Source organism: Nitrospirillum karajorum (assembly GCF_036348415.1).
Taxonomy (GTDB): Bacteria; Pseudomonadota; Alphaproteobacteria; order Azospirillales; family Azospirillaceae; genus Nitrospirillum; species Nitrospirillum amazonense_B.
Map to the genome: position 1 here is coordinate 83,773 of NZ_JAZBQB010000001.1, position 26,488 is coordinate 110,260.

Consider the following 26,488-nt stretch of genomic DNA (forward strand, 5'->3'; position numbering starts at 1 on the left):
GGCGCCCCCCCCATCATCGCCGGCACCTCCTCCGCCAGGAAATCGAGGAAGGCCCGCACCGCCGGCACCATGCCCCGGCGGGAGGGGAAGACGGCATGAAGCTCATGCGGTGCCAGCCGGTGGTCCGGCAGCAGCACCGCCAGGCGCCCGTCGGCCAGCGCCCGCCCGCAAAGATGGGCGGGCAGTTGGGCCACGCCCAAGCCGGCCGTCGTGGCCTGTTCCAGTATCTCGACGTCGTCGGTGATAAGGGCCGGCAGATATTCCACCTCCACCCCCGTTCCGTTAGGTGCCTTCAGGTGCCAGAAGTTGCGCTCCCCCCTCACGCCGGCGGGGCCCAGCCCGATGACGCCGCTCAGAGCGGCTGGGGTATTGAAGGGGCCATTCCGTTGAATGAAGGACGGGCTCGCCACCAGCAGTTGGCGGCTGGAGCCGAGGCGACGCATCACCAGGTGGGAATCCTCAAGGTTGGACCGGATGCGCAGGGCGATGTCGACGCCTTCGCTGATGACATCCACCCGGCGGTTCGTCAGGTCCAATTCCACCTGGACCGCAGGATGCATCCGCATGAATTTGGCGAGCACCGGCGCCAAGAACAAATGCGCCACCCCGATGGGGCTGCTTATCCGTAAACGCCCGGAGGGTTGTTCATTGGCCTGCTCCGCCAGTTCCAGCGCCGCCCGTGCCGCCTGGGTCATCGCCAGACAATGGGTGTGAAAGGCTTGCCCCACGGCCGTCATCTGCACCGCGCGCGTCGATCGCTGCAACAACCGCACCCCCAGCCGAGCCTCCAGCTCAGCCACCCTCCGGCTGACCTTCGATTTCGGAACGCCCAGGGCCAGCGCCGCAGCGGAAAAGCTGCCGTGCGACGCCACGGCGGCGAAAAAGGCCAGATCGTTCAGGTCCTCCACAACGGTCCCCCATAGTCGGCAACTGTCCTGCCTATAGGACAATGTATCCTGATATGAGCGGCTAATGGAACGGTGGGGCAAGCGCTATTTTTAGCGCATGCCCAATCCACTGGAGAGCACCATGCGCATCCTGCACATCGATTCCAGCTTCATGAACGACACGTCGGGGTCACGAGAACTATCGGCTGCCCTGGTCGCAGCGCTGCGGGAACAGCATCCCGGGGCTGATGTGGTTCACCGCGATCTTGTCCAGGAGGCGATACCGCATCTGGATGCCCCCATCGCCGCCGGCTTCCGCGAGGTGGGACTTGCCGCCTTTGACGCCGCCACGTTGGCGGAACACAAGCGCTCCGCCGACCTGGTGCACGAACTGCTGACCAGCGACATCATCGTCATCGGCGCGCCCATGTATAATTTCTCGATCCCGACCCAGTTGAAGGCGTGGATCGATCGCGTCGTTCAACCCGGGCGCACCTTCAAATACACAGCTACCGGGCCCGTTGGCTTGGGCGGCGGGCGGCGTGTCATCGTCGTTTCCACCCGGGGCGGGTTTTACGAGAACACAGCCCTCGCCGCTATGGATTTCCAAGAAAGTTACTTGAAAGCGGTTTTCGGCTTCATGGGCATCCACGACGTCGAAATCCTGCGTGCCGAGGGCATGAGCCGGGGGCCGGAGGCCCGCATTCAGGCCATGACCGCTGCACATGCGGGCATCGCCGACTTCGTCGCCGCCTGACCTTCACATTCCATTCAGTCGCGAGGAAACATCATGATTTATGCGGTCACCCTGACCTATCGCCGCCCCGTCGAGGACATCAATCCGCACCTCGACACCCATCGCGACTGGCTGGTCGCGCTGGGCCATACCGGCCACCTCATCGCCGCCGGACCGCTGGAAGACGGCAGCGGGGGCGTTGTTCTCCTGCACTGCCGGGATCAGGAAGAGGTGGCCGACCTCCTCAGCCGGGATTCCTTCCATGTCCATCAGTTGGTCGACTATGGCACCCGGGCCTTCCTGCCCAAACTGCGGGCCGAAGATTTTTCGGAACGCTGGGCTGTCGATGCCAAGGCGATAGCGTCGCGCTCGTCATAACCTTGGCCGCCCCCAACCCCTCCTGGCGTTCAAGGGGGCGATAACACCACGTCATCATAACCCAAGGCGTTTCGCAGACGGGCTACGGCGACGCGGGCCCCGGTGACGATGACATCGGGGCCCTCGACGCGCAGTTCCAGCGCATTTTCCCCAGAATCCGGCCATCGCAGATACCAGGGCGCCGACAGACGATAGAGGGTGCGGCCAGCGGTGTGTTCGGTGGCCCGATACCGGATGCCTGCCAGGATGTCGGGGGCCCTGTTGAAAATGATGCCGGGATGGGCGGCGGCTAACCGCCATTGGCAGGGCATGACCCGGTACGCCAGTCGCAAGGAGCCGATGAGCGAGCCTATAACTGTCCAGGCGATGATATCCACGGGCAGAGGATCATGGCCGCGAAGCTGCGTCAGGCCGTTGAGGATCAGCATGCCGGCCAGGGTGGAGGCGGACACGCAGGCGACATAGCTCAGGAATTGGCGGAATGACTGGAAGAGCAGGACCCGCCGCCACGGCGGCATGAGACAGTGTATGGTGGTCGGGGCTTCCATGATGGCCAGACGATCCGTCCTGTGCGATTGCGTCCCTGATCTTTCCACAACTGTGGCGTGGGGACGGCCAGGAGGCAAGCACTCAACCACTCCAAGTCCATGCGGCGAAATGGCGCTTGCTTGAGCGGCAGCCACCCACCGGCCCTCACGCCTGTCGCAACGCCCGTTGCACATGGCGTACGGCGATGCGGGCACCGGTGATCGTGATGTCACCACCTTGGACGCGCACCTCGACCGCGCACTCCCGCCACCGCAGCCAGGCCAGAGACCGGGGCAAGGCCAGGCGGTAGAGGGTGCTTCCCCGCGACCGGTCGTCCGGCAGGTAGTCGATCCCGGCCAGGACGCGGGCGATGCGGTCCGCCATCAGGTCGGGGAAGGCGGCGGTGACGCGCCAGCGGATGGGCTGCACCTCGTACGGCACCCGTAGCGACACGGCGAGGCAGAAGGCCAGCGTCCCCGCCAGGATGTCGGGCGGAATGGTCTGTTGCCCCAGCAGCCGGGGTAGGCCCACGAACAGGAAAAGCCCGGCGGCGATGCTCGCCCCGGTACCCGCCGTATAGGACAGCAGTTGGTGCGGGGACTGGAAGATCAGGAATTGGCGCCAGGCCGGCAGAACGTTCTGCATGGTGGAAGTTCCCAAGGTCGCCGGCCCCCTTCCCCGTCCAAAGGGATTGGGGCCGGCGAAGAATGTGGAGGGTTACGCCGGCAGGATGTCCCAGCGGGCCTTGTTGAACTGCCGGATCAGGTTGGGGTCCATGTTGGTATGCTGGGCCACCAGTTCCGGCGGGGTGCAGGCCAGCCATTGCGCCAGCGAGACTTCCTGGAAGCGGTCGGCCTTGAAGATCTCCAGGAACACCAAGTCTTCGGTACCGGTGTTCTGGACGTAATGGCCAAAGCTTTTCTTGACGTATCCCAGGTCGCCGGGGCGGAAGTCGGCCGTCTGGGCGCGCGGGCCGGTGTTGAACACCGTCATGCGGCCCTGCCCCTTCAGGTAATACTGCCACTCGTCGGCGTTGGGGTGCCAATGCAGCTCGCGCAGCCCGCCTGGCTTGATGGTGACCAGAGCGGCGGCGATGGTCTTGCTGACCGGGAAGTTGCGGGTGTCCACCACCTTGACCGAACCACCCTTGGTGACGCGGGTGGGCTTCATGGATCCCATGGAGAAGGTGAACTCGAACTCAGGCTCACCATCCGGCGACCGCACGGCCTTCTGCACCTCTTCCAGCGGCGGGATCGGGTCCTTGGCCTGGTAGATCCAGAGGTCGTCGATGGGGATGTTCTTGAAGGCGCTCTGCGGCAGGCCGAAATTGTCGGCCAGCACCTCGGGCGGGGTGTGGGCCATCCATTCAGTCAGCAGCAGGGTGTTGAACTCCGACGCGCGGCCGTTGTCGAACACCAGGGTGAACTCGCCGCCGCTGGTCCCGATCCCTTGCAGGGAGTGTGGCAGGCCCGGCGGGAAGTACCACAGGTCCCCCTCCTTCACGTCGCGCACGGCCGGCCGACCGTCGGCGTCAATGACGGTGATGCGGCACTTGCCATCCGTCATCACCGCCCATTCGGCCTGCTGGTGCCAGTGCAGCTCACGCACGCCCCCCGGCCCCAGACGCATGTTCACGCCCGACACCGCCTCGGAAATGGCGAAGTCGGCTTGCGTCACCTCGCGCGCCCAACCGCCATCCTGGATGCGCTTGTGCGCATTGTTGAAGGAGGCCCAGAACAGGTCCATGCCGGCCACATCGGTGGCGGGCGGATCCTGGAAAGAGGGGAACTGACTGGCCAGGGCTGGATTTTGCGGCCCGGGTTCCTGCCCGGCGATGGGGTTGCTGAGGTTGACGCGGCCCTGGGCCGGGCGGTCGGGGTTGCCAAAGGTGGCGGCGCCGGCCGAATTCGCGGCCGCCGCAGCCGCGGCGACGGCGCCGGCCGCGATGATGTTGCGCCTGGTGAAATCTGTCATGAGGGATACCTCGGGCAAGGCAGGGCAGTGCCCTTCCGCCGAACCCAGAGCAGGGGCGCGGACGGGTTAAGGGCCGCCATGTTCTTCTGGGACGATTTGTCGCCGGGCCAGCGGTCATCAATTCCAATGACTTGCTGCCGACACGCCCAATATGGATAGGTCTGCGGACGATGTGCAGAAATAACAGTTATTACTGAGCGGAATGATCGGTGTTCGACATCAACCAGTTACGCACCTTCCTGGCCGTCGCGGACACGCGGCACTTCACGGCGGCGGGGACCGCGCTGGGTATCAGCCAGTCCACCGTTAGCCAGCATATCCGCCGGCTGGAGGCCGCCTGCGGCCGCCAACTGTTCGAGCGTGACACCCACACCGTGGAACTGACGGCGGACGGCACGGTGTTGGCCGAACTGGCGCGCGACATCGTGGGCCTTAGCCGCCAGGCGGCGGATTATTTCGCCGACAGCGCGCCGCGTGGCCGGGTGCGGCTAGGCGTGTCGGACGACCTGACCCTGACGCGCCTGGCCGACCTGTTGCGCGACGTCGGCCGCGCCAATCCCAATTTAAGCATCGAGCTGACGGTGGGCCTGACCAGCCTGCTGTACCAGAAGCTGGATGCCGGCCGCCTGGACCTGGTATTCGCCAAGCGCCAACCGGGGGATGATCGCGGCACGCTGATCCACCGGGAACGTCTGGCCTGGCTGGCCCACCGGGAGTTCGCGCTGGGCGCGGAGGAGGCGGTGCCCCTGGTGCTTTACCCCAACGCCTCCATCACCAGCACATTGGCGATGGAGGCGTTGAACGGCGCCCGGCGGTCCTGGTTCGTCGCCTGCTCCAGCGAGACGCTGGCGGGTTTGCGCGCCGGCGCCCAGGCCGGCCTGGGGGTCATGGCGCAATCGCCGCTTTTGATGCGGGCGTCCGGTTCCGACCTGGTGGATATGGGGACCAGTGGCGCCCTGCCCCTGTTGGCGGAGGTGGAGTTCGTCGTGCTGGGCCGCAGCCGCCGGCTGCAAGGGGCACCGGCGGCCCTGGCCGACCTGATCGTGGAAAAGGGACCTGGCCTTTGGGCCTGATCAGGTCCTCGCGGTGACGCGCAGGCGCCCAGCCTCCACCACGGCGGCCAGATTCTCGTAGGTCGGCACCGTGGGATGGGGGGTGTCCAGCGGGGCATGATGGGTGGCGGTGATGACGGCCACGGCGGCACCCGCCGCCTCCCCCGCCGCGATGCCAGCCGGCGCATCCTCCCACACCAGGCAATCCTGCGGCGCCACCTCCAGCCGCCGCGCGGCCAGAAGGAAAGGATCGGGGGCGGGCTTGCCCGGCTGACGTCATCGGCGGTGATGATCACCGGCGGCGGCACCAGGCCGGCCGCCCCCAACCGCGCCAAGGCCAGGTCACGCGGGGCGGAGGTGACGATGGCCCAGCGCGACGGCGGCAGGGTGGCCAGGAAGGCGGGCGCGCCAGGTATGGCGACCGTCCCCTCCACATCCTCGATCTCCGCCAGCGTCAGCAGTACCGCCTCCGCCTCCACATCCGTGCCGGGCGGGCTCCAGCGCCGGATGGTCTCCACCGCCCGTACGCCGTGCATGGTGGCCAGCACCGGCGCCGGGTCCAGACCATGACGCGCCGCCCAGCGGGACCAGGCGCGATTGGCGGCGGCGATGCTGTCCACCAGGGTACCATCCATGTCAAACAGGAAGGCGGCGAAGCGGCGGTCGGCGTAGGGTACGCTGGGGGAAACGGCGGGCATGCAGGGCTTTCTTCAGATTATCCGGGCGGATGCCATCCTGCGGCGCCCGCCGCTCCGCTGTCGACGCCCATGCTCGCTGGGCACCGGTTCGCACCTGGGGGCTTGCTTTTCGGGGACGGGATCACACCGGCAGCGGGTTCGCCGCCGACAGACGCTCCCGCCCATGGGGGGCGGTGAGGTCCTGCACCGGGCCCACGGGGACGATCCCTGTGGGATTGATGGTGCGGTGGCTTTCGTAATAGTGGCCCTTGATATGCTGGAAGTTCACGGTCCCGGCCACGCCCGGCAGTTGGTACAGGTCGCGCAGATAGGCCGACAGGTTCGGGTAGTCGGCGATGCGGCGGATGTTGCATTTGAAATGGCCGACATAGACGGGATCGAACCGCACCAGTGTGGTGAACAGGCGGATGTCGGCCTCCGTCACCCGGTCGCCGGTCAGGAAACGGCGACTGGACAGTCGGTCCTCCAGCCAGTCCAGCGTGTCGAACAGCGGCGTGATGGCCTCCTCGTAGGCCGCCTGGCTGGTGGCGAAACCGGCCTTGTAGACGCCGTTGTTGACGGTGTCGTAGATGCGCGCGTTCAGCGCGTCGATCTCCGGCCATAGCGCGGCGGGGTAATAGTCGCCCGGCTTGGCGCCCACGGTGTCGAAGGCGCTGTTGAACATGCGCAGGATTTCGGAGGATTCGTTGTTCACGATGGTCCGGCGCTGTTTGTCCCACAACACCGGGACCGTGACCCGTCCGCTGTAATGCGCGTCGGCGGCCTGGTAGACATGGTACAGCGCGTCGGCGCCGTTCACCGTGTCCGGCACGGTGCCCGGCCCCTCCTCGAAGGTCCATCCCCGCTCCAGCATGCGCCAATGAACCACGGAGACGCTGATCGCGTCCTCCAGCCCTTTCAGCGCGCGCAGGATCAGGGTCCGGTGCGCCCACGGGCAGGCGAGGCTGACATAGAGATGATAGCGGCCGGGCTCCGCCGCGAAGCCGCCCTCGCCGCCCGGTCCAGGGGCACCGTCAGCGGTGACCCAATGGCGGAAGGCGCTGTCCTTGCGCACGAAGCGGCCGCCGGTCGATTTCGTTTCGTACCAGACGTCGCGCCATTCTCCGTCAACCAGCAAACCCATGGTCTTCTCCGTGATCCCGGGCAGGCGCCTGTGGGCCGCCCTCGGGTTAAGCAATACCGCCCGGCAGGGTTGGCGAGGAGATCCGTAATCCAGAAATGACTGTTCAGGAACTGGAACGACGGGCGCCGGTTCCGGGCCCAATTCAGGTGCGGCTGGTTGAGTATGTGCGTTTTTGCCGTTGGCAAAGGGGAAGCCCCGATTGAATCATCGGTCCGCTTCCTCCAGCGGGCCAAATGTGGCATGCGACGGTGACTCTGTTTCGAGGGATGTCATGGACCAGGCGCAGATACTTCCGCTGATTCTGTCCGGCGGTTCCGGCACGCGGCTTTGGCCCCTGTCCCGAGAGCTCTATCCCAAGCAATTCCTGCCCCTGGTTGATGAGGTGTCGCTGTTACAGCGGACCTTGCGCCGCTGTCATGAGGCGGGCCTGGACCCGGCGATAGTCATCGCCAGCCACGAGCATCGCTTTGTGGTGGCGGAGCAGGCCCGCCACCTGGAGATTGGGCTGGACAGCCTGTTCCTGGAGCCGGTGGCCCGCAACACGGCGCCAGCCATCGCCGCCGCGGCCCTGGTGGCGGCCGCGACCAAGCCTGAGCGGCTGTTGCTGGTTCTGCCGGCCGACCATTGGATCGTGGATGAGGCGGCATGGCGGGACGCCCTGCGAAAGGCGATCCCCGCCGCGCTCAATGGCGCTTTCGTCACGTTCGGCATCGAGGCGACGCGGGCCGAAACCGGCTACGGCTATATCCGCAAGGGCGACGCGCTGGAGAGCGCGCAAGGCGCCTTCGCGGTGGCGGAGTTCGTGGAAAAGCCCGACCGGGCCATCGCGGAGGGTTATCTGGCGGGCGGCCAGCACCTCTGGAACAGCGGCATGTTCCTCTTTCGCGCCGACCGCCTGGTCGAAGAGTTGGGCGCGTTTGAGCCCGCGCTGATCGACGCGGTGCGCCAAGCCGTGGACAAGCGGGCGCGGGATCTGGATTTCCAGCGCCTGGACCCGGACAGTTTCGCCAAGGCGCCGTCCATCTCCATTGACGACGCCCTGTTCGCCCGGACCCACCATGCCGCGGTCGTGCCGTGCAGCATCGGGTGGAGCGACGTCGGCTCCTGGAAGTCGCTGATGGAGGTTCTGCCCGTGGACGACAGGGGCAATTGCCTGCACGGCGACGTGGTGCTGCACGATACCCAAGGCAGCTACGTGCGTACCGATGGCGTCCTGACCACCGTGCTGGGCATGGAGAACGTCATCGTGGTCACCACGCCGGATGCGGTGCTGGTGGCCAACAAGGACCGTCTGGATGGGCTGAAAGGCGTCGTCGCCACCCTGAAGAAGGAGAACCGCCGCGAAGCGCTGACCCGCCCGCGCGTCTATCGCCCCTGGGGTTTTTATCAGACCCTGCATGAAGGGGAGCGGTTCCAGGTGAAGCGCCTGACCGTGAACCCGGGGCACAAGCTGTCACTGCAAAAGCACTTCCACCGGTCGGAACATTGGGTGGTGGTGAACGGCACCGCCACGGTCACCCGCGATGGCGAAACCCAGCTCGTGCGGGAAAATGAATCGATCTACCTGCCGCTGGGATGCACCCACCGGCTGGAGAACGCGGGCAAGATCCCCCTGAACCTGATCGAGGTCCAGTCCGGCCCCTATCTGGGCGAGGATGACATCGTCCGCCTGGAGGACAGCTACGGCCGCAGTTGAGGGCAGCCGTAGCCGAAGCCGGCCTCAGCGTGCGGCAGCCGTGGTGTCCGGCGCCACGGCGCGGATGACAGCCCGCGTGTCCCGGCCCGCCTGACGCATGCGGTCGGCGACCAGGTCCGCCAGTTTGGCTTGGTCGGCCGCCGGCGCCTGGCGCGACAGGGTGTAGAGGTTGGCGTCCTTGCCATCCAGGTTGGTGGCGGCGTCGGAGACGTAGCGCGGCGGGAACGTGCGCTCCAGCTGCGCATCCAGCGTGTCGGCCACGGCCACCGACTGCGCGCTGATGGCACCCAGCAGATCCGCCGCTTGCACCTTTTCCAAGCCGGCGTCGCCACGGGTGTCGCGCAGCGCCGCCAGCAGGGGATCGGCCTTGTCACCCTGCTCATACGCCGCTGTCATACGGTTTTTTTGGTAATTCTCCAGCGCGGTGTGGCGGTTGGTCACCCGGTTCAGGGCGGCGATCTTGGGGCCATGGATGCCCGCCATGTCCAGCACGCTGGTCCACAGCATGGACGGTACGCTCACGCCCGGCAGGACGCGGGCGTGATAGGGCTGCGCCATGTCCTGGACGTAGTGGATGGCCCAGCCGGCGAAGCGCCAGCCCCAGTAGGGATGGCCCGAGGAGAAGGCGAAGCGCGACAAAGTCATGTAGAGGTGGACCCGCGCCTCCGGATAGGTGTGCTGCAGGAAGGGCGCCGCCTTATAGACGATGCCCGCCTCATGATAGAAGCCCATGTGGAAGGGCGCCTGGCTGCCATAGTCGAGCAAGGGATTGCCGAAGGGCTGCGGACCGAAGGCATAGAGATTGCCCTGGTTCTGGCCATTGTCCTGGAATAGGCCGATATCCAGGCCGAAGTCGGGCTCGTTAGACGCCGTGGCGACGACATCGGCCACCGGCGCCGCCTCCCCCTCCTCCACCCGCTCCATCTGCTTCAGATCCACGTCCTCCGGGCTCTTGAGGATGGTCAGGTCCGGCCAGGTCATCTCGCGTCCCGCAGCCGCTGCGGTGCCAGGCCGGCGTTGCAGGTACAGCGCGAAGGGCACGTCCTCGTTGACGCGGATGGCATGAACGAAGGCCCGCTTCAGCGCCGCTACGTCCGCATCCGCCGCCACCGTGAAGGCTAGCGCGTCCGGCCGGGGGGCATAGAAGGGAACGTTGGCGCGGGCCCAGCGCTCCTCCTCCGCCAGCACCGCCGGCAGGGCCGCCGCCTCCTTGGCCAGGAAGCCGGTCAGCGACTCAGACGGCACGCTGTGGCCGGCCACCTGCGGCATGGCCTCCACTGCCGGCCAGGTGCAAAGCGTGTGGTTGCTCCACGCCCAGGCGGCCGGCTGGACCGCGAAAACAAAGACGGCGGCCAAGGACAAACGGCGGCGGAGGCAATGGGAGTGTCGCATCTAAGACCCTGCTTTTTCGGGACCATCAAGGATGGGCCGGACCATACCCGGGTTAGAAGTCATTTCCGCGACACCCCGGCCCAATTTGCGGGCATGGCCAGTTCGCAGGGATGGAAAGTGCCACGCCCAGGGATTGGCAAGCCAAGGGCCTTGCGCTCTGCATAGGTGGTCCTGGACTGGGCCTCTTCCCGCCATAAATTGATGGGGACGCCGCCGGTAATGGCGGCACACCTGGCTTTTGGGTTACGGCCATGCCCCTGATACCGCCCCGCCCCTGTCCCGCATGCCATAAGCATACGGTCCCACCCATGGCGAACATGACAAAGTCCAAGCCCTTCGTCTGCCCGAACTGCCGGGCGGAGGTTTATTCCAAGTGGACTTTCCTGGCGTGGATTTTCTATTTCGAGCCCCTGATGTGGCTGATCCTGTTGGCGGTGTTGTATATGGCCTTCACGCTGCTGCGCTACATGCCGCCCTTCGCGGTATTCTGCGTGCTGGCGGCCGGGGCGACGGGATGGTTGCTGGTCTTCGCCATGCTGTGGCCCCTGGGAGTGAAGGCGCCGTCATCCGCCAAGAATCCGGGCCTGTGGGGTGAGGCGCCGGACGTTCGCCCCACAGGCCGAAAGGCCGGATCGTTTCCGACCCGGCCTTCCTGAAGCTTCAGAGCTTAGGCCGCCGTCTCCGGCTGCTTGCCCCGCTGCTTCACCAGGGTGTCCAGCCCGCCCTGGGCCATCAACAGGCTGACCAGCGCATCCACCAGGGTGCCATGCCCCCCCTCGGCGCCGCCCATGGCCACGGTGGGCACCAACGGCACCTTGGCCTGGGTGATGGCGCCGCTCAGCATGGCGGCGACCTCCTTGGACAGGGCCATCTCCGCCCCGCCGAAGGCGTCGACCTGGGCCTTGGCCGCCTGGGCGTTGGCGTCACCGATGGCGGCCACGCGGTCGGCCTCGGCGCGGCCCTCGGTGCGGGTGCGCATGGCGGTCGCCTCGGCCATCACCTTGGTCGCCTCCGCCTCCTGGGTCTTGCGGGCCAGTTCGGCGCGGCCATGGTTCTGCGCCACCTCGATGGACACGGCCGACTTGGTCAGGTCGCCCTGGGCCGCGGCCCGCGCCTCGGCGGCGCGCAGTTCCAGTTCCTTGGCCGCCGCGATCTGCTGGCTCTCATACGTTTCCACCTTCTCCCGGGCGACCTGGCGGGCACGCAACTGTTCAAAGATGGTGTCGATGTGTGTGTCGTTCTTGGCAGCGCGCGGCGTGCCGATCATCACCTCCTTCACGTTCAGGCGATACTTGGCGAACCGGGCACTCATGGCCGCCAATGCCTCCCGCTGCACCTCGGCGCGCTGGTTCACCAGCTCGATCAGGGTGCGGCTTTGGGCGGCGTCCTTGAACCAGGCGCTGACCATGGGGTCCAGCGTCTGCTCCACCAGCTTCTTGATGTCCGCGAACTGCTGCACCACCCAAGGCGCGTCGTCGTAGCCGATGTGTACGACGATGGACAGGGGCAGCACCGGCTCGAACGCGTCCTTGGTGATCAGCTTGATCTCCGCCAGATTGTCGTCGAAGCCATGGGCCTCGCTGCGACCTTCGATCCACCGCAGGACGAAGTTGGTGGTCGGCACCGTGCTGACCTTCACGGCATAGGGGTTGATGGCGTACTTGCCAGGATGCAGGGGCGTCTGCCAGACACCGCGCTGGCCCTGGGCCACCAGCTCGCCATGCTTATGATCCGTGCCGGAGACGTCAGTGCCCCGCGGGCCGGTGAAGCTGACGACCACGCCGACATTGCCGATATCCACCTGTGTCTTGGGACGCACCTCGATGGTCGCGAACAGACGGTTGATGTAGTAGGTGCCCTCCACCAGCACCTGCTCCTGCCGGCCCCGGCGGCCGCCCGCCGCCAGAAAGGTTTCCGGGTCCTGGAAGGAGTTGTGGAAGGTGGCCCCATCGGCGGCATGCGTACCCACGGTGGGGGCGATGATTTCGCCATGATCCAGGGCCGGGCCGTCGTGGACGGTGACCACACCCACCGCGTCCTCATGGTCGCGGATGATCAGCGGGCGGAAACCGTTACGCTCCTCGATCAACTGGCGCATCGTCTCCACCGCCCGCACATCGCTGGCGTCGCCCAGGGTGACGGCATGGGTGGCGGATTCCGTGAACACGATGAACTGGGCCGTGTTGATGGCGTAGACACCCTCCCGCAGGATGCGGCGCTGGGGGCCGCGCTGGCCGCCCTGGCTGACGAAGGCGCGGGCGTTTTCCACCCCCACCCCGGTGGGCCAGCGGGCAAGGGCCTGCGCGTTGGGTAGGGGCTGGCCACCACGGGCAAAGAGATAGGCGAGGCTGCCCTGGGGAACGGTCACCAGGTTGGCGCGGTGCACGCGGTATTGCAGCGGCATGAAGAAGTGAAAACCGCCGCGCAACGTTTCAGGCCGGAAGCCGGCCTCTCCGCCCAGGGCGAGGAAGCCTTCCTCGACCGAGCCGCCGAGGGCCCAGAGTTTCTCAACGATGCCCACGGCATCGTTGCGGATATAGACGACGGCGCCGGTGGCGAACGCCAGGACCAACACACCAAGGACCGCGCCCACGACATATAGCGTGGGCAGCGCCCAGGAAGGGAACTCCAGCATGGAAGCCTCGTTCGACGGATCATGATGCGGGCGCCCGATCCGGATCCGTGACGGGGTCCGGGCGCGGCACCGCCATCAGCGAACGCCCAAGGTCAAGGGCAGCCGCAGGGCGGAATGGGGATGGGGGATGCGTCAGGGGGCCGCCGGTGTCAGGGGCGGCGCTGGCTCATGGGAAGGATTATGTAGCCTTAGACACGGAAGCCGAGGGCGGCGTTGAGGCGCCGCGGGCTGAGGAAACAGGAACCGGACCGCCGCATTCTTGGGCACCCGAACCGTTTGTCGATGGCAAGGATTTTACCATGACGGCGGTGTGACACAACGCACACTCGCAATGCTGGCATTTTTGCCCAGCACCGCGCGCCACGCATACCGGTTGCCGTGGACAAGGCGGACGATTGGAGTTTGCCGGGCTGATTGACCTTGGTCCATATCGAAAACAGAGTATTTCGATATCTACAACATCTGAACCCACCAATACTCAGATTCGATTATCGACCGATCATGAAATACTATCAGGTTGACGCAATAAAGATATAAATATAGCGCCTAGAATTGACCCTGCATCCCGATCAGATGCGATCGAATACAGATGAAGGGTTCCTCAAAATGTCGAAGCAAACGCGGACGTCCCGCCCAGGGCGAACCAGCGTGTTCCTGCTGACCGCCGCCTGCGGCCTGATGGCCGGCCTGCCCGCCCATGCGGCAGAGACAGCCTCGCAGGAGGTGCAACGGCTGCGCGCCCAGTTGGAGGCGCAGATGAAGGTCAGCCAGGCCATCCAGGCCCGATTGGACGCGCTCGAGGCGCGCGAGGCCGCCGACGCCAAGGCACAGGCGGAAACCAAGGTCCAGGCGGAACAGGTCGCGGCGCAAGCGGCCACCCAGGCCAAGACCATCGCCAAGCTGGAGGCCAGCAGCGGCGACAACGGCAGCTTCACCATGGCCGGTGGCCGCCCCACCTTCACCGCCTTCGGCGGCAAGGGCACGCTGCAGATCGGCTTGCAGGCGCAGTTCGACGCGGCCGCCTATTTCGAGGACAATACCAGCGTAAAGCGGTCTGGCGTTGATTTGGGCGACGGCGTCAACGCCCGCCGCATCCGCATTCCCTTCGTTTTCCGCTATGGCGATGTCACGGCCACGGTCACGCCCGACTTCGGCGGGTCGCCCGACGGCCGCCAAAACACCCAGTACCTATATGAGGCCAACCTGGCCTATATGCCGTTCAAGGGCTTCACCGCGGCGCTGGGCTATCTGCAGCCCAACATCAGCCTGCAGGACGCCCCCAGTTCCAACGACTTCATGTTCATGGAACGCCCGGCCATCATGGATGTGGAGCGCAATATCGCCGCCGGCGACGCCCGCGCCGCCGTGGGCGCCCGTTACTACCAAGACCGCTTCTTCGTCTCCGGCTTCCTGACGGGGCAGGCGTATGGCGGCCAGTCCACCACCACCGCGACCTCATCCGTCGGCGCCACCGGATCGGTCACCACCGCCATCTCCACCACCCAGCCCTCCAATGGCCAGCAGACGGGTGCCGTGATGCGTGTGGCGGGCCGCCCGGTCTATGGCGAGGACTATGACGTCCACCTGGGCTTCAGCGGCTCCAAGGTGTTCAGCATGAACCAGAACGACAGCAACCGGCTGGCGCAGAACCTGGCCCTGTCGGTACAGCCTGAACTGCGGGTGGACACCAGCAAGCTGATCAACACCGGGTCCATGCCGGCGACGGGCGTCTACACCTGGAACCCGGAAGTAGGCCTGCGCTACCAGAACTTCCTGGTCCAGGCGGAGTATGTGGAGATCGGCATCAACCGCCAGCATCAGGCCGGGGCTGGCCTGGGCGGCGCCAGCCAGACGCCCGACCTCACCTTCCACGGCGCCTATGTGGACGCATCCTGGGTGCTGACGGGTGAGCCGCGCCTGTACCAGTCGGCGCGCGGCGGTTTCGGCGGGCTCAAGGTCGCCCACCCGTTCAATCCCGAGACCAATGACTGGGGCGCGCTGGAATTGGCCGCCCGCTACAGCGACATCAACCTGAACAGCCATGTCCAGCGCTTCCTGGCCCAATCGGTGACCGGCGGCGTGGCGGGCGGCCAGCAGGACGTCATCCAGGTCGGGCTGAACTGGTATCCGAACGACCATCTGAAGTTCATGGCGGACTACCAGATCGTGGACGTCAGCAAGCTCAGCGGCGCCACGCTGCAGAACCAAACCGGCCTGCGTTACCAGGCCGTGGGCTTCCGCGCCCAGGTCGCCTACTGAGGCGGCGACTGAAGACGGCCTGGTGCCGGATGGTTCACGCCATCTCCAGCACCAGGCCGTCATAGGCCGGCTCCACTCCTGGCGGCAGGGACGCCATCAGGGTGCGATAGTCCATCTGATGGTTCATGTGGGTGAGGTAGGCGCGGCGGGGCTTCAGCCGCTCGATCCAGCTCAGCGCCAGGTCCAGGTGGGCATGCACCGGGTGCGGCTCGATGCGGGTGGCGTCGACGATCCAGGTGTCCACGCCCTCCAGCACGCGCCACGCCCTGTCATCCAGGTGCACCACGTCCGTGGAATAGGCGAAATCGCCGATGCGGAAGCCCAGGCTGGGTATCCGCCCATGGTCCTGGTGGAAGGGGATGAAGGTGAGATCGCCGATGGTGAAGGGGCCGGTGATGACGTGCGGCACCAGGCAGGGGCGCGGGAACCAGTCCGGCCGGTCCTGCGGCTTGAAGCAATAGTCGAAACGCTCCTGCAACTGCCCCAGGTTCACCGCGTCGGCGTAGATGGGCAGTGGCTGGTGGTTCATCCAGTTGACCTGCCGCAGGTCGTCGATGCCATGGGCGTGGTCGGCGTGTGCGTGGGTGTAGACCACGGCGTCGATGCGGGTGACGCGGGCATCCAGTAATTGCTCCCGCATCTCCGGCCCGGTGTCGATCAGCACCGTGGTGTTGTCCGTCTCCACCAGGATGGAGGCGCGGCGGCGGCGGTTGCGCGGTTCACCAGGGTCGCAATCGCCCCAGACGTTGCCGATCATCGGCACGCCGCCGGAACCGCCACAGCCCAGGATGCGCACCCGCATGCCGTCCCTCACGCCGGGAATCCCGTGGTGAGAGTGCCGCACTCGGCCGGCGGAATACGGTCGAACAGGGTCAGCATGGTGGCGGTGGTGGCCCGTGCCAGCTCGGCCGGGTCCATGCCCTTCACCTCCGCCAGCAAACGGGCGGTGTGGGCCACGAAGGACGGCTCATTGGTCTTGCCGCGCAGGGGGACCGGCGCCAGGAAGGGCGCGTCGGTTTCCACCAGCATGCGGTCCAGCGGGACTTCCCGGGCGAACTCCCGCAGCTCATCCGACTTCTTGAAGGTGACGATGCCGCTGAAGGAGATGTGCAGCCCCATCTCCAGCGCCTGGCGCCCCAACTCGGGAGAGGAGCTGAAGCAGTGCAGCAGCCCGCGCAGCTTGCCCTCGGCCCCGCCCTCCTCCCGCAGGATGCGGATCATGTCCTCATCCGCGTCGCGGGTGTGGATGACCACCGGCAGGCCGGTTTCGCGCGCAACGATCAGGTGGGCACGGAAGCTGGCCTCCTGCACCGCCTGCGGGCTTTTGTTGTAGTAATAGTCCAGGCCGGTCTCGCCCAGGCCGACGACCTTGGGGTAGGCCGCCAGCTCGCGCAGCTTCTCAACCGTGCACAGATCCTGCTCCTCCAGCGCCTGGTGGGGGTGGACGCCCACCGTGCACCAGACGTCGGGATAGGCCTGCGCCACCGCGTGCACCTGGGGAAAGCGGCTGAGGTGGGTGCAGATGGTCAGCATGGCGCCGACCCCCGCCGCCCGCGCCCGCTCCACCACCGCGTCGCGCTGTTCCACGAAGTCGGGGAAGTCCAGGTGGCAGTGGCTGTCGATCAGGAAAGCCTTTTGGGACACACCGTCGGGCATCAGGCGGCGCCCTCCGTCTCCTCGACATGGCGGGGAACACGCCCTGCGGCGGCGGCAGCGGCGTGCCGGGCACCAGCGCCTGGTCCAGGTGGGCGACATCACGGGCGTCGGCCGGCACGGCCAGCAGGTCCAGCACCTTGGCCATGGCCTCCGGCATGAAGGGCTGGGTCAGGATGGCGACGTGGCGCACCGCCTCCGCCAGCACATACAGCACCGTGGCCATGCGCGCCGGGTCCGTCTTCTTCAGGGCCCAGGGCGCCTGTTCATCGATGTAGCGGTTGGCGTCGCCCACCACCACCCACAGGGCGTCCAGCGCCTTATGGAAGGCCTGCACGTCCAGCTCCGCCCGCAGGGTGGGCAGCAGGCCGCGCGCGGCAGTCAGCAGGGCGTTATCCGCCTCGGTGAACTCACCGGGCGTGGGCAACACGGCGCCGCAGTTCTTCTGGATGATGGACAGAAAGCGCTGGGCCAGGTTGCCGTAGCCGTTGGCCAGCTCGCTGTTGATGCGGGTGACCATGGCGCGGCGGGAGAAATCGCCGTCGTTGCCGAAGGGGATTTCGCGCATCAGGAAATAGCGGGTCTGGTCCAAGCCGTATTTTTCCAGCAGCTCGGACGGCGCCACCACGTTGCCCAGCGACTTGGACATCTTCTCGCCCTCCACGGTCCACCAGCCATGGGCGAACACGCGGCGCGGCGGCTGCAAGCCGGCAGCCATGAGGAAAGCCGGCCAGTAAACGGTGTGGAAGCGCAGGATGTCCTTGCCCACCATATGCAGCGCCGGCCAGTACCGGGCATAGGCGCTGCCCTCCCCCGTCTCGGGATAGCCGATGGCGGTGATGTAGTTGGCCAGGGCGTCCAGCCAGACATACATGATGTGCTTCTCGTCGCCCGGGACGGGGACGCCCCAGTCAAAGGTGGTGCGGCTGACCGACAGGTCCTTCAGGCCGCCCTTCACGAAGCTCATGACCTCGTTGCGCTTGCCGGCGGGCAGGATGAAGTCCGGGTTGGCCTCGTAGAAGGCCAGCAGACGGTCGGTCCAGGCGCTGAGGCGGAAGAAGTAGCTGGGCTCCTCCACCCATTCGCACTCCGCCCCCGTGGGCGCGAACTTGCGCCCCTGCTCGTCGGTGCGCAGCTCATCTTCGCCGTAATAGGCTTCGTCGCGGACCGAGTACCAGCCGGCGTAGGAACCCAGGTAGATGTCGCCGCTGTCCACCAGTTTATGCCACAGCGCCTGCACGGCCTTGACGTGCCGCGGCTCGGTCGTGCGGATGAAGTCGTCGTTGGAGATGTTCAGCAGGCCGGTCAGGTCGCGGAAGTTCTGCGACACGCGGTCGGTGAAGGTCTGCGGGTCGATACCGGCCTTCTCCGCCGACTTCTCCACCTTCTGCCCATGCTCATCCGTGCCGGTCAGGAACTTGACGTCATAACCGTCCAGACGCTTGAAGCGGGCCATCACGTCGCAGGCGATCGTCGTGTAGGCGTGGCCGATGTGCGGCACGTCGTTCACGTAATAGATCGGCGTGGTGATGTAGAAGGGCGGGCGCCCGGACATGGCAACTCTCCGGCTAACGGCTGTCGGTTTATTATTTAGGGCGGCGAGAGACGATAACAGCGCCTCAGGACGCCGCCGCCTCGATCGTGCGCAGCGCGCTCAACATCACCTGCTTGCGATCGAGATTGGCGCCTTCCGCCTTGGCGAACAGGCGGTTGACGTTGTCCCATACCTCCATCCAGCGATCAAGCGCACGATCCCGGCGCGCCGCGAAGGACAGACGTTCCATCAGGGCGGCCTCGCCCTCCACGATCTCCGGCGCCGCCTGGTCGCGGGCCAGCGCGCGGTTGAAGCGGGCCAGCCACCACAGCAGCAGGTCGGTTGTCGTCTCCCACACCGTATCCTGCCCGGCCCGCGCCACCTGGTCGGCCAGGGCATGGGCGGCGGCCAGATCCAGGCGCGGCAGAGTGTCCAGCACGCCCAGCAGCACGCGATAGAGATCCAGCCCGCCGGCGGCGGCCAAGTCCAGGCCCCGCCCGATGCTGCCGTCCGAAAGGGTGGTCAGCGCGGCGGCGTCGCCCATCTCCAGGTCCGGCATGATGCGGTTGACCAGGCTGCGCACCGTGGTGGTGGGCAACGGCTCCAGCATCAGGGTACGGGTGCGCGAGCGGATGGTGGGCAGGAGCGCGCCCGGATTGTCCGCGACCAGCAGGATCAGGGCCCGGGGCGGCGGCTCCTCCAGGATCTTCAAGATGGCGTTCTGGCCGCTGGCGTTCATCTGGTCGGCGCCGTCTACCAAGACGATGCGCCAGCCCCCCTCCGCCGCCGTCAGGCGCAGGAAGGGGGCGATGCGCCGCACCTCTTCCACCGGCAGGTCGCGCTTGAAGCGCTTGCGCTTCTCGTCCCAGGTGCGCTGGATGGTCAGCAGGTCGCCGTGGGCGCCGGCGGCCACGCGCCGCGCGGTCGGGTTCTCGGGCGAGACATACAGGCTGGTGGGCGGTGGCGGTGCGCCGAACAGGCCGTCTTCTTGCTGCTCCGCCCCACCCGACAGCAGGAAGCGGGCGAAGCGGTAGGCCAGCGTGGCCTTGCCGATACCGGGCGGCCCGCCGATCAGCCAGGCGTGATGCAGGCGCCCGCCGGTGGCGGCCTTCAGCAAGGTTTGCTCCGCCGCCGCATGCCCCATCAGGTCGTAGGTGGCGATGGGGGCCGGCACGCTCTCTCGGTCGAAGGCGGGGGCGGCCATCAGGCGGCCCTCCCCAGGGGGCCGAGACGCTGTTCCACCACCGCCAGCAGCCGGGCTTGGATGGTGGCGATGTCGCCGGTGGCGTCGATCACGGCGCAGCGGCCGGGATCATGGGCGGCAATGTCCAGGAAGCCCTGACGCAGGCGTTCATGGAAGGCCATGCCCATACGCTCGTACCGGTCCTCGGTCCCCGGCCGGGAGCCGGCGCGGGCCAGGCCGGCCTCGACCGGCAGATCCAGCACCAGGGTCAGGTCGGGCATCAGACCCCCGGTAGACAGGCGGTGCAAGTCACCCAGAATGCCCCGGTCCACCCCCATGGCGTAGCCTTGATAGGCGACGGTGCTGTCGACGTAGCGGTCGCACAGCACCCAGGCGCCCCGGGCCAGGGCCGGGCGCACCAGCGCCTCGACATTCTCATGCCGGGCGGCGTTGTGCAGCAGCGCCTCGGTCAGGCGCTGCCACGGCGTATCACCGGCCACCAACAGGCTCCGGATGGCGGCAGCACCATCGGAGCCGCCGCCCGGTTCCCGCGTGGTCACCACCTCCACGCCCCGGTCGGCCAGGGCCTGGGCCAGCAGGCGGATCTGGGTGGACTTCCCTGCCCCTTCCCCGCCTTCCAGCGTAATGAACCGACCGGTCGGCATCGTCCGTCCTCAGCTGCCGAAGATCATGCGGTGCAGACCGGCGCCCATGCGGCCGAACAGGCCCAGGCGCGGCACGTCGTTTGCCGCCTGCAGGGGGATTTCCACCGTCTGCAGGTCCGGGGCCGTCACCTTCAAAGTGGCGACGGTGGCGCCCTTGACCACCGGGGCGGCCAGCGGCAGCTGCGTCACCACCGACACCTTCATGGCGCGGCGCTGCTCATTGGTCAGGGTGATCTTCAGCGCGTCCGGGATGACGACGGGCACGGTGTCGGCGGTGCCCAGCGACACCGGCAGGGTGTCGACCGTGTCCCCCGCTTTGAACAGGGCGTAGTCATCGAATTCGTGGAAGCCCCACTCCAGCAGGCGGGCGGGTTCATCGGCGCGGCTCTGCATGCTGGTCAGGCCGTTGATCACCAGCACCAGGCGGCGATCACCGCGCTTGGCCGAGGCGATCAGGCCATAGCCGCCGGCCTCGGTATGGCCGGTCTTCAGGCCGTCCACGCCCATGTTGCGGTACAGCAGCGGGTTGCGGTTGCCCTGCTTGATCTTGTTGTAGGTGAACTCCAGCTCCGAGAAATAATGGTAGTACTCGGGGAAGTCGTGGATGGTGTGGATGGCCAGGATGGCCAGGTCGTGCGCCGTCGAATAGTGGTTGGCGTCGGGCAGGCCGGCGGCGTTGGTGAAGTTGCTGTCCTTCATGCCCATGTCATGGGCCCGCTTGGTCATGTTGCGGCAGAAGGCCTCCTCCGTGCCGCCCAGGCCTTCCGCCAGGACGATGGTCGCGTCGTTGCCGGACTGCACCAGAACGCCGCGGATCAGATCTTCCACCTTCACGTTGGCGCCCAGCGGCAGGTACATGGTGGAGCCTTCGGTCTTGGCGCCCCCCAGTTCCCAGGCGCGGCGGCTGACCGGCAGGGTATCCTCCAGCGACAGCTTGCCGTTCTTCAGCCGGTCGAAGACCATGTACATGGTCATGACCTTGCTCATCGACGACGTCGGCATGTGCTGGTCGGCATTCTTGGCGAACAGGACGGTGCCGGTGTCGGCATCCATCAGGATGGCCTGGCGGGCCTCGGTATCGATGGTGGCCGCCTGCACCGCCATCGGGGCAGCGCCCCCCAACAGACCACTCAGCAGCACCACCGCCAGGACAGCCCGCTTGGTGCCGCGCATCGCCAAAACCTTCAATTCCATGTCTCTTCTATCCCGACTGCGTGTCCGATAGCCCTAAAGCATATAGAGGGGCTTCATGCCCCATGGCCGACGGCCGTGCCAGTCTCCAGACGGCCTATGGCCAAAATGTCCCAACCAGCGGCGCCCCTGATGCACAGGGTGCGGCGGCCGGCGGGAGTATTTCAAGCTTAACCCGCGCCTTACTCGACGATGACGCGGGCCCCATTGTTTCCAGCGGCGACCACCTGGTCCAGCACCTTGTCCGCCTGTTCCGGGGTGTCCAGCGGGCCGACGCGCACGCGGAAGAACTGCGTGCCGTTGACCATGGTAGGCGCCAGGAAGGACGGGCCGATACCGGCCAGCCGGGCGCGTAGCTTGTTCGCGTTGTCGAACAGGGTGAAGGACCCCGCCTGGACGTAAATCTTCTTCGGCCCGGGGCCAACGGCGACCTGCTGCACCACCGGCGCCGGCAGGAAGCGGCCGTCGGGTTCCGTGGTGCCGGGAATGGTGGTGGGGGCCTGGACGGGCCGTGATGGTGCCGGACTCGGCCCTGGCGCCGCCCCCCCTGGACTGGCGGCAGGGCCTGGCCCTGGACCGTCACGCTGGGGCGGGGTGCCGCCTTCGGCACGGGGCTGCCGTCCGCCATGGTGGTGGGCACGGGGGCGCTGCTGCTGGGCGGCGCGTTCAGGGCCACTTGGGCGCCGCCGGCCTGCATGGCCGCCGCGGCGATGGCGCGGCTCTCATCCGCCAGGATCTGCACCCGCACCTTGGCCGTGCCCTGCTGCTCCATGCCCAGCAACTGGGCGGCGCGGCGGGACAGATCGATGATGCGGCCCGCGGCGAAGGGGCCGCGATCGTTGATGCGGACGACGATGGAGCGGCCGTTGTCCAGGTTCGTCACCCGCACCAGGCTGGGCATGGGCAGGGTCTGGTGCGCGGCCGTCAGTTCGTTCTGGTCGAAGATTTCGCCGTTGGCGGTGCGCTCCTGGTGGAACCCCGGTCCATACCAGCTGGCGATGCCGGTCTGGTCGTAGTCGTAGTCGGCGCGCGGGTAATACCAGATGCCACCGATCTGATAGGGGTTGCCCACCTTGTAGGTCGGCTGGCCGGAGGCGGCTGCACTGGGGCTCGGGGTCTTCTGGACGACCGCAGGCCCCTGTTGCTCCGCCTTGTGCGCACAGCCCGTCAGCAGCAGCGCACCCAGCGACAGCCCGGCCAGGGCGGTCCCCATCCACGGGAACCGCCACGTCGATTCGTTGGCAGCGGCGGCCGTCGCCGCCTGCTTCACCAGATTTGCCCGGCTCATCACTCGCACACCGCTATGGATTGTGGCAGCACCCTACAACATCTCAAGGCGCCGCGCCAAGTTGATCGGCCAGCAAACCAACGGTGGTCGCGAAATAAGTGGACCGGTTCCAGTTCATGATGGCGCGGTAGTTGTCATAGACCAGGAAGGCACGCCCCGTCGGCCCATCCGGGATGACCAGCGAGGCCGACAGCGCGCGGGCAGGCAATGGCTTGCCATCCACGGTTCTCACCCCCGCCCGCCCCCATTCCGCCAGCGTGCGCTTCTTGTCCAGGCCGGCGGCGGCGGCCGCATCCAGACCTTTCGCGGGCAACGTCACTTCCCGGCCCCAGGTGGTGGTCGCGTCCCATCCGACGGTGGATAGATAATTGGCGGCGGAGGCCAGGACGTCCGGGGTCTTGGTCCAGATGTCGCGGCGCCCGCAGCCGTCGAAGTCCTGCGCGAACTTGAAGAAGGCGCTGGGCATGAACTGCACCTGGCCCATGGCCCCCGCCCAAGAGCCCTTCATGGTGGCGGGATCGACCTTGTCCTCCTGGACGATGCGCAGGGCCTGGATCAATTCCTTACGGAAATAAGCCGGGCGGCGACCGTCGTGGGCCAGGGTGGCCAGGGCGTCGATGATGCGGAAGCCGCCGGTGATGCGCCCGTAGTTGGTTTCAAGACCCCACAGCGCGACGATGTATTGCGGCTGAACATGATACCGGGCGCTGACCTGGGCCAACAGGGCCGCGTTCTGCCGCATCATCTCGCGGCCGCGCTGGATGCGGTCCTTGGTCAGGACGCGGTCTGCATAGGTCGCGAAGGTGACAGTGCCCTCGGGCTGCTTGCGGTCCAGGTCGATGACGCGTGGCAGTTCCTGCACGTTGGACAGCGCCAGGTCCAGGGTCGCCTTGGTGATGCCCTGGGCCTCGGCCTCTTGGCGCACCCCCTCCAGCCAGCGGGCGAAGTCAGCCTGTTGTTCCGGGGTGAGGATGGTGGCGGGGGGTGTCGCCGGTGCCGCAGGTTGGGCCGGCACGGCTGGTTGAGGCGGGGTGGGCGCGCTGGCCGCCGCTGGCGGGCCGCTGGCACATCCCGTCAGCAACAGGGCCGACAACAGCCCCATTCCGGCGCTACGGGACAGGGAGGGGCGGCGGACGGCGATGCGGGTCACAGGCGGGTCCTCGAATGACGGGTGGGCAGCGGAAGGGAACGGAATGGGGCAGGACTGAAATTAGGAACGAAATCAGGGCGTTTTAGTGGCGGCGCCAGGGCCTGAGCCGCTGGTGGCCGGAAGGTCCGGGCCGGGGAACAGGCTGTCGGTGCGGCCCAGCAGGCGATAGGCCACCAGCCCGACATACTCATGCATCGATTGCGACAGCAGTTCCAGGCCGCGCAACAGGTCGAAATCCGGCCGGTACAGCAAGGTCCGGGGCGCCCGGATGTCCACCGGATAGGCGATCACCGGCCAGCCGACATGGCGGAAAATGCCCATGGACCGGGGCATGTGGAAGGCCGATGTGACCAGCAGCCAGGTCTGCCCCGGTTGCGGCCGCATCAGGTCGCGACTGAACAGCGCGTTCTCCCAGGTATTGCGCGACTGCCCCTCGAACGTGACGCGCCCGATGTCCATACCCATTTCTTCCAGCGCGGCGCGGGCCACCGGAGCCTCCTTTTCGTCGGGGTCGCGCAATTCTCCCGACCCCCCGGAAAAAACGATGCGGGCGTCCGGATAGCGCCGCGCCAGTTCCGGAATGACCATCAGGCGCTCGGCGGCGGCATTCACCTCCGGCTGACCGGTCTCGGCGGTGGCCACCTGGTCCACCGACCCGCCCAGCACGATGATGCCGTCGACATGATCGGGCAGCGCGGCGGGGGCCGGGAAGCGCTGTTCCAGCGCGCGCATGCTCCAGGCGCCCACGGGCAGCACGGCGATGATGAGAAAGCCCAGGGCCGCGGCGCGGGCACAACGCAAGGAACGCCGCGCCCTGAAGCCGCCGGTTGCAAAAAGTCCGGCCAACAAAAACAAAAGCAACAGGTTGCCGGGCGCCGTCAGCGTCCAGAAAATCTTGGACAGGGCGAAACTCAAGACTCTTGTCTCCCATCATCATTGCTGGGCAAAGCCAAGGAGGGGAAGGCTTACTCCTACAAACAGCCTACCACTGTAGGTCAAGCTTCAGTGCGCGCGCGCCACAGATACGGTCAGATTCCGTGGGATTTGTCGAATATTGCATGGATGGCGCAGTTTCCTCATGCGGCCGAGACAGAAAATGGTCTAAGGTCAAATTCAACCGAGAACAAGCGGCCTAGCCTTTATCGTGACCGATGCCTGCCTGACCGTCGTCGCCAGACCCAACTCTGCACCTCCTGGTGCCGGTGCCCTGCAGGATATTTCCGCTTTCACCCGCCGTATCGACGATCACCTGGCCGGTCACAGCGGCCCCTGCGCCGTGCTGGTCATCGAAATCTCCCGCATGGCGGAGCTGTACAAGCTGCTGGGCCAGCAGGCGCTGGACGCCTCCATGGCGGTGATGGCGGAGCGGGTGTTGGGGCTGTGCGGCAGTGGTGACGCGGTGTGCCGCATCGCCCGTGCGCAGTTCGCCCTGTTCCTTCCCAACCTCAGCCACGCCAGCAAGGCGCTGTTCACCGCGTCCGCCCTGGCCGCCCGCATTGGCGAACCCATCCTGGTCGAGGGACGGTTGCTGTACATGGTGGCCAAGATCGGCGTGGCGGTTTCGCCCGACGATGGCACCACCGGCCATGCCCTGCTGCGCAACGCCGCCATCGCCCAGGGAGAGGTGGCCAAGTCCGGATCCGCCCACTACCTGCACTATACCGAGCAGATGCGGGAACGGCTGCGCCACCAGTTGATCACCGAGACGGAGCTGCGCCAGGCCATCCTGGACGAGGCGTTCGTGCTGCACTACCAGCCGAAGGTGTCCATCACCGACGGCACCCCCATCGGGGGCGAGGCCTTGATCCGCTGGCGGCACCCCACGCGGGGCTTGGTCTACCCCATGGAGTTCATTCCCATCGCCGAGGAGACGGGCCTGATGGTGCCCATCGGCGAATGGGCCCTGCGCGCCGCCTGCCGCCAGATACAATCGTGGATCGAGGCGGGACGGCAGCCGCTGCAGATCGCGGTCAATGTCTCGGAGCGTCAATTCCGGTGGGGCCACCTGCCGGCCCTGATCGACGTGCTGCTGCGCGAAACCGGCATCCCGCCGCACTTGCTGCAGTTGGAGATCACCGAGTCCGTATTGCCCGAGGATCTGGAAGGCGCCCTGCGCCAGATGGCCTGGATCGCCGATTGCGGTGTCGCACTGGCGCTGGACGATTTCGGCACCGGCTATTCCTCCCTCTCCTATCTGCGGGAACTGCCCCTGGACTGCCTGAAGGTGGACCGGAAGTTCGTGCAGGACATGGAGCAGGATATCGGCACCCGCCATATCGTGCAGGCCATCGTCGCCATGGCCAAGGCCATGGGCCTGAAGGTGGTGGCCGAGGGTGTGGAAACGGAAGCGGAGCGTTCTCTGCTCCGGGCCATGGGGGTGGAGGAGGGGCAGGGCTATCTGTTCGCCCGTCCGCTGCCCGTCAAGGAGTTCGAACTTTTCTGCGGCGTGTGAGACGCGCCGTCAGG

The 26,488-nt window shown here is 66.7% G+C and carries 21 protein-coding genes and 4 pseudogenes; 7 read left to right on the forward strand and 18 right to left on the reverse strand.

Going from position 1 to position 26,488, the window contains the following annotated elements; translation table 11 throughout:
• Window positions 1-86: 86 nt before the first annotated feature.
• A pseudogene (locus UCD39_RS28370) lies at window positions 87-908 on the reverse strand (LysR family transcriptional regulator); the annotation flags it as partial.
• Window positions 909-1,029: 121 nt separating this feature from the next.
• Here UCD39_RS28370 and UCD39_RS00360 point away from each other — a divergent pair.
• Both UCD39_RS00360 and UCD39_RS00365 read left to right on the forward strand, forming a co-directional pair.
• On the forward strand, window positions 1,030-1,644 hold the full coding sequence (locus UCD39_RS00360; RefSeq protein WP_330494182.1) for an FMN-dependent NADH-azoreductase: 615 nt from the start codon (window positions 1,030-1,032) through the stop codon (window positions 1,642-1,644).
• 33 nt (window positions 1,645-1,677) lie between these two features.
• Window positions 1,678-2,001, forward strand: coding sequence for a YciI family protein (locus UCD39_RS00365; RefSeq protein WP_330494183.1), 324 nt, complete (start codon window positions 1,678-1,680; stop codon window positions 1,999-2,001).
• A 29-nt stretch (window positions 2,002-2,030) separates the two neighbouring features.
• Here UCD39_RS00365 and UCD39_RS00370 read toward each other — a convergent pair whose 3' ends face one another.
• The 3 genes from UCD39_RS00370 to UCD39_RS00380 all read right to left on the reverse strand — a co-directional run bounded on the left by UCD39_RS00370 (window position 2,031) and on the right by UCD39_RS00380 (window position 4,503).
• On the reverse strand, window positions 2,031-2,549 hold the full coding sequence (locus UCD39_RS00370) for a hypothetical protein (RefSeq protein ID WP_330494184.1): 519 nt from the start codon (window positions 2,547-2,549) through the stop codon (window positions 2,031-2,033).
• A 145-nt stretch (window positions 2,550-2,694) separates the two neighbouring features.
• Entirely contained in the window at window positions 2,695-3,174 is a 480-nt protein-coding gene (locus UCD39_RS00375; protein ID WP_330494185.1) for a hypothetical protein, read from the reverse strand.
• A 72-nt stretch (window positions 3,175-3,246) separates the two neighbouring features.
• Window positions 3,247-4,503, reverse strand: coding sequence for a cupin domain-containing protein (locus UCD39_RS00380; RefSeq protein WP_330494186.1), 1,257 nt, complete (start codon window positions 4,501-4,503; stop codon window positions 3,247-3,249).
• 209 nt (window positions 4,504-4,712) lie between these two features.
• Here UCD39_RS00380 and UCD39_RS00385 point away from each other — a divergent pair, with 209 nt between their 5' ends.
• Window positions 4,713-5,576, forward strand: a complete 864-nt coding sequence (locus UCD39_RS00385) for a LysR family transcriptional regulator (RefSeq protein WP_330494187.1) — start codon at window positions 4,713-4,715, stop codon at window positions 5,574-5,576.
• Here the strand turns inward: UCD39_RS00385 and UCD39_RS28375 are convergent.
• A pseudogene (locus UCD39_RS28375) lies at window positions 5,577-6,253 on the reverse strand (HAD-IA family hydrolase). It abuts the gene before it with no gap.
• 121 nt (window positions 6,254-6,374) lie between these two features.
• Complete coding sequence (locus UCD39_RS00400) at window positions 6,375-7,376, reverse strand: glutathione S-transferase family protein (protein WP_330494190.1); 1,002 nt, start codon at window positions 7,374-7,376, stop codon at window positions 6,375-6,377.
• A 271-nt stretch (window positions 7,377-7,647) separates the two neighbouring features.
• On the opposite strand from UCD39_RS00400, the gene UCD39_RS00405 reads away from it, so the two are divergent.
• Window positions 7,648-9,072, forward strand: coding sequence for a mannose-1-phosphate guanylyltransferase/mannose-6-phosphate isomerase (locus UCD39_RS00405; RefSeq protein WP_330494191.1), 1,425 nt, complete (start codon window positions 7,648-7,650; stop codon window positions 9,070-9,072).
• Between the two features lie 24 nt (window positions 9,073-9,096).
• Here UCD39_RS00405 and UCD39_RS00410 read toward each other — a convergent pair whose 3' ends face one another.
• Entirely contained in the window at window positions 9,097-10,464 is a 1,368-nt protein-coding gene (locus UCD39_RS00410) for a phospholipase C/P1 nuclease family protein (protein WP_330494192.1), read from the reverse strand.
• A gap of 308 nt (window positions 10,465-10,772) precedes the next feature.
• On the opposite strand from UCD39_RS00410, the gene UCD39_RS00415 reads away from it, so the two are divergent.
• Window positions 10,773-11,120 carry a hypothetical protein gene (locus UCD39_RS00415; RefSeq protein WP_330494193.1) on the forward strand — a complete coding sequence of 116 codons (348 nt, stop codon included), beginning with the start codon at window positions 10,773-10,775 and terminating at the stop codon, window positions 11,118-11,120.
• An 11-nt stretch (window positions 11,121-11,131) separates the two neighbouring features.
• Here the strand turns inward: UCD39_RS00415 and UCD39_RS00420 are convergent, their stop codons facing one another.
• Window positions 11,132-13,099: an SPFH domain-containing protein gene (locus tag UCD39_RS00420; protein ID WP_330494194.1), complete on the reverse strand. Its 1,968-nt coding sequence runs from the start codon at window positions 13,097-13,099 to the stop codon at window positions 11,132-11,134.
• A gap of 606 nt (window positions 13,100-13,705) precedes the next feature.
• Between UCD39_RS00420 and UCD39_RS00425 the strand changes: the two genes are divergently transcribed.
• Window positions 13,706-15,358, forward strand: coding sequence for an OprO/OprP family phosphate-selective porin (locus tag UCD39_RS00425; RefSeq protein WP_330494195.1), 1,653 nt, complete (start codon window positions 13,706-13,708; stop codon window positions 15,356-15,358).
• Between the two features lie 34 nt (window positions 15,359-15,392).
• On the opposite strand, the gene UCD39_RS00430 is transcribed toward UCD39_RS00425, so the two are convergent.
• The 10 genes and pseudogenes from UCD39_RS00430 to UCD39_RS00475 form a co-directional block, all read right to left on the reverse strand.
• Window positions 15,393-16,172 (reverse strand): MBL fold metallo-hydrolase, encoded by a 780-nt coding sequence (locus tag UCD39_RS00430; protein ID WP_330494196.1) that lies wholly within the window; start codon window positions 16,170-16,172, stop codon window positions 15,393-15,395.
• The gene (locus UCD39_RS00435; protein ID WP_330494197.1) at window positions 16,169-17,014 is read right to left on the reverse strand and encodes a TatD family hydrolase; all 846 of its coding nucleotides are present in this window, start codon (window positions 17,012-17,014) and stop codon (window positions 16,169-16,171) included. Before UCD39_RS00435 ends, UCD39_RS00430 begins: the two co-directional genes overlap by 4 nt.
• 31 nt (window positions 17,015-17,045) lie before the next feature.
• Window positions 17,046-18,566, reverse strand: a pseudogene (gene metG, locus UCD39_RS00440) (methionine--tRNA ligase); the annotation flags it as partial.
• A gap of 64 nt (window positions 18,567-18,630) precedes the next feature.
• Window positions 18,631-19,749, reverse strand: a complete 1,119-nt coding sequence (locus UCD39_RS00445; RefSeq protein ID WP_330494198.1) for a DNA polymerase III subunit delta' — start codon at window positions 19,747-19,749, stop codon at window positions 18,631-18,633.
• A complete protein-coding gene (gene tmk / locus UCD39_RS00450) occupies window positions 19,749-20,393 on the reverse strand; it encodes a dTMP kinase (RefSeq protein WP_330494199.1) in 645 nt (214 codons plus the stop codon). Before tmk ends, UCD39_RS00445 begins: the two co-directional genes overlap by 1 nt.
• 9 nt (window positions 20,394-20,402) lie before the next feature.
• Complete coding sequence (locus UCD39_RS00455) at window positions 20,403-21,587, reverse strand: D-alanyl-D-alanine carboxypeptidase family protein (RefSeq protein ID WP_330494200.1); 1,185 nt, start codon at window positions 21,585-21,587, stop codon at window positions 20,403-20,405.
• A 179-nt stretch (window positions 21,588-21,766) separates the two neighbouring features.
• The gene (locus UCD39_RS00460; RefSeq protein WP_330495465.1) at window positions 21,767-22,027 is read right to left on the reverse strand and encodes an SPOR domain-containing protein; all 261 of its coding nucleotides are present in this window, start codon (window positions 22,025-22,027) and stop codon (window positions 21,767-21,769) included.
• A gap of 335 nt (window positions 22,028-22,362) precedes the next feature.
• Window positions 22,363-22,872: pseudogene (locus UCD39_RS00465) on the reverse strand (septal ring lytic transglycosylase RlpA family protein); the annotation flags it as partial.
• Window positions 22,873-22,915: 43 nt separating this feature from the next.
• Window positions 22,916-24,022, reverse strand: coding sequence for a lytic murein transglycosylase (locus tag UCD39_RS00470; protein WP_330494201.1), 1,107 nt, complete (start codon window positions 24,020-24,022; stop codon window positions 22,916-22,918).
• Between the two features lie 72 nt (window positions 24,023-24,094).
• Window positions 24,095-24,937, reverse strand: coding sequence for a YdcF family protein (locus tag UCD39_RS00475; RefSeq protein ID WP_330494202.1), 843 nt, complete (start codon window positions 24,935-24,937; stop codon window positions 24,095-24,097).
• 229 nt (window positions 24,938-25,166) lie between these two features.
• Between UCD39_RS00475 and UCD39_RS00480 the strand changes: the two genes are divergently transcribed.
• Window positions 25,167-26,474 (forward strand): putative bifunctional diguanylate cyclase/phosphodiesterase, encoded by a 1,308-nt coding sequence (locus UCD39_RS00480; RefSeq protein WP_330494203.1) that lies wholly within the window; start codon window positions 25,167-25,169, stop codon window positions 26,472-26,474.
• The last annotated feature ends 14 nt before the right edge of the window (window positions 26,475-26,488 follow it).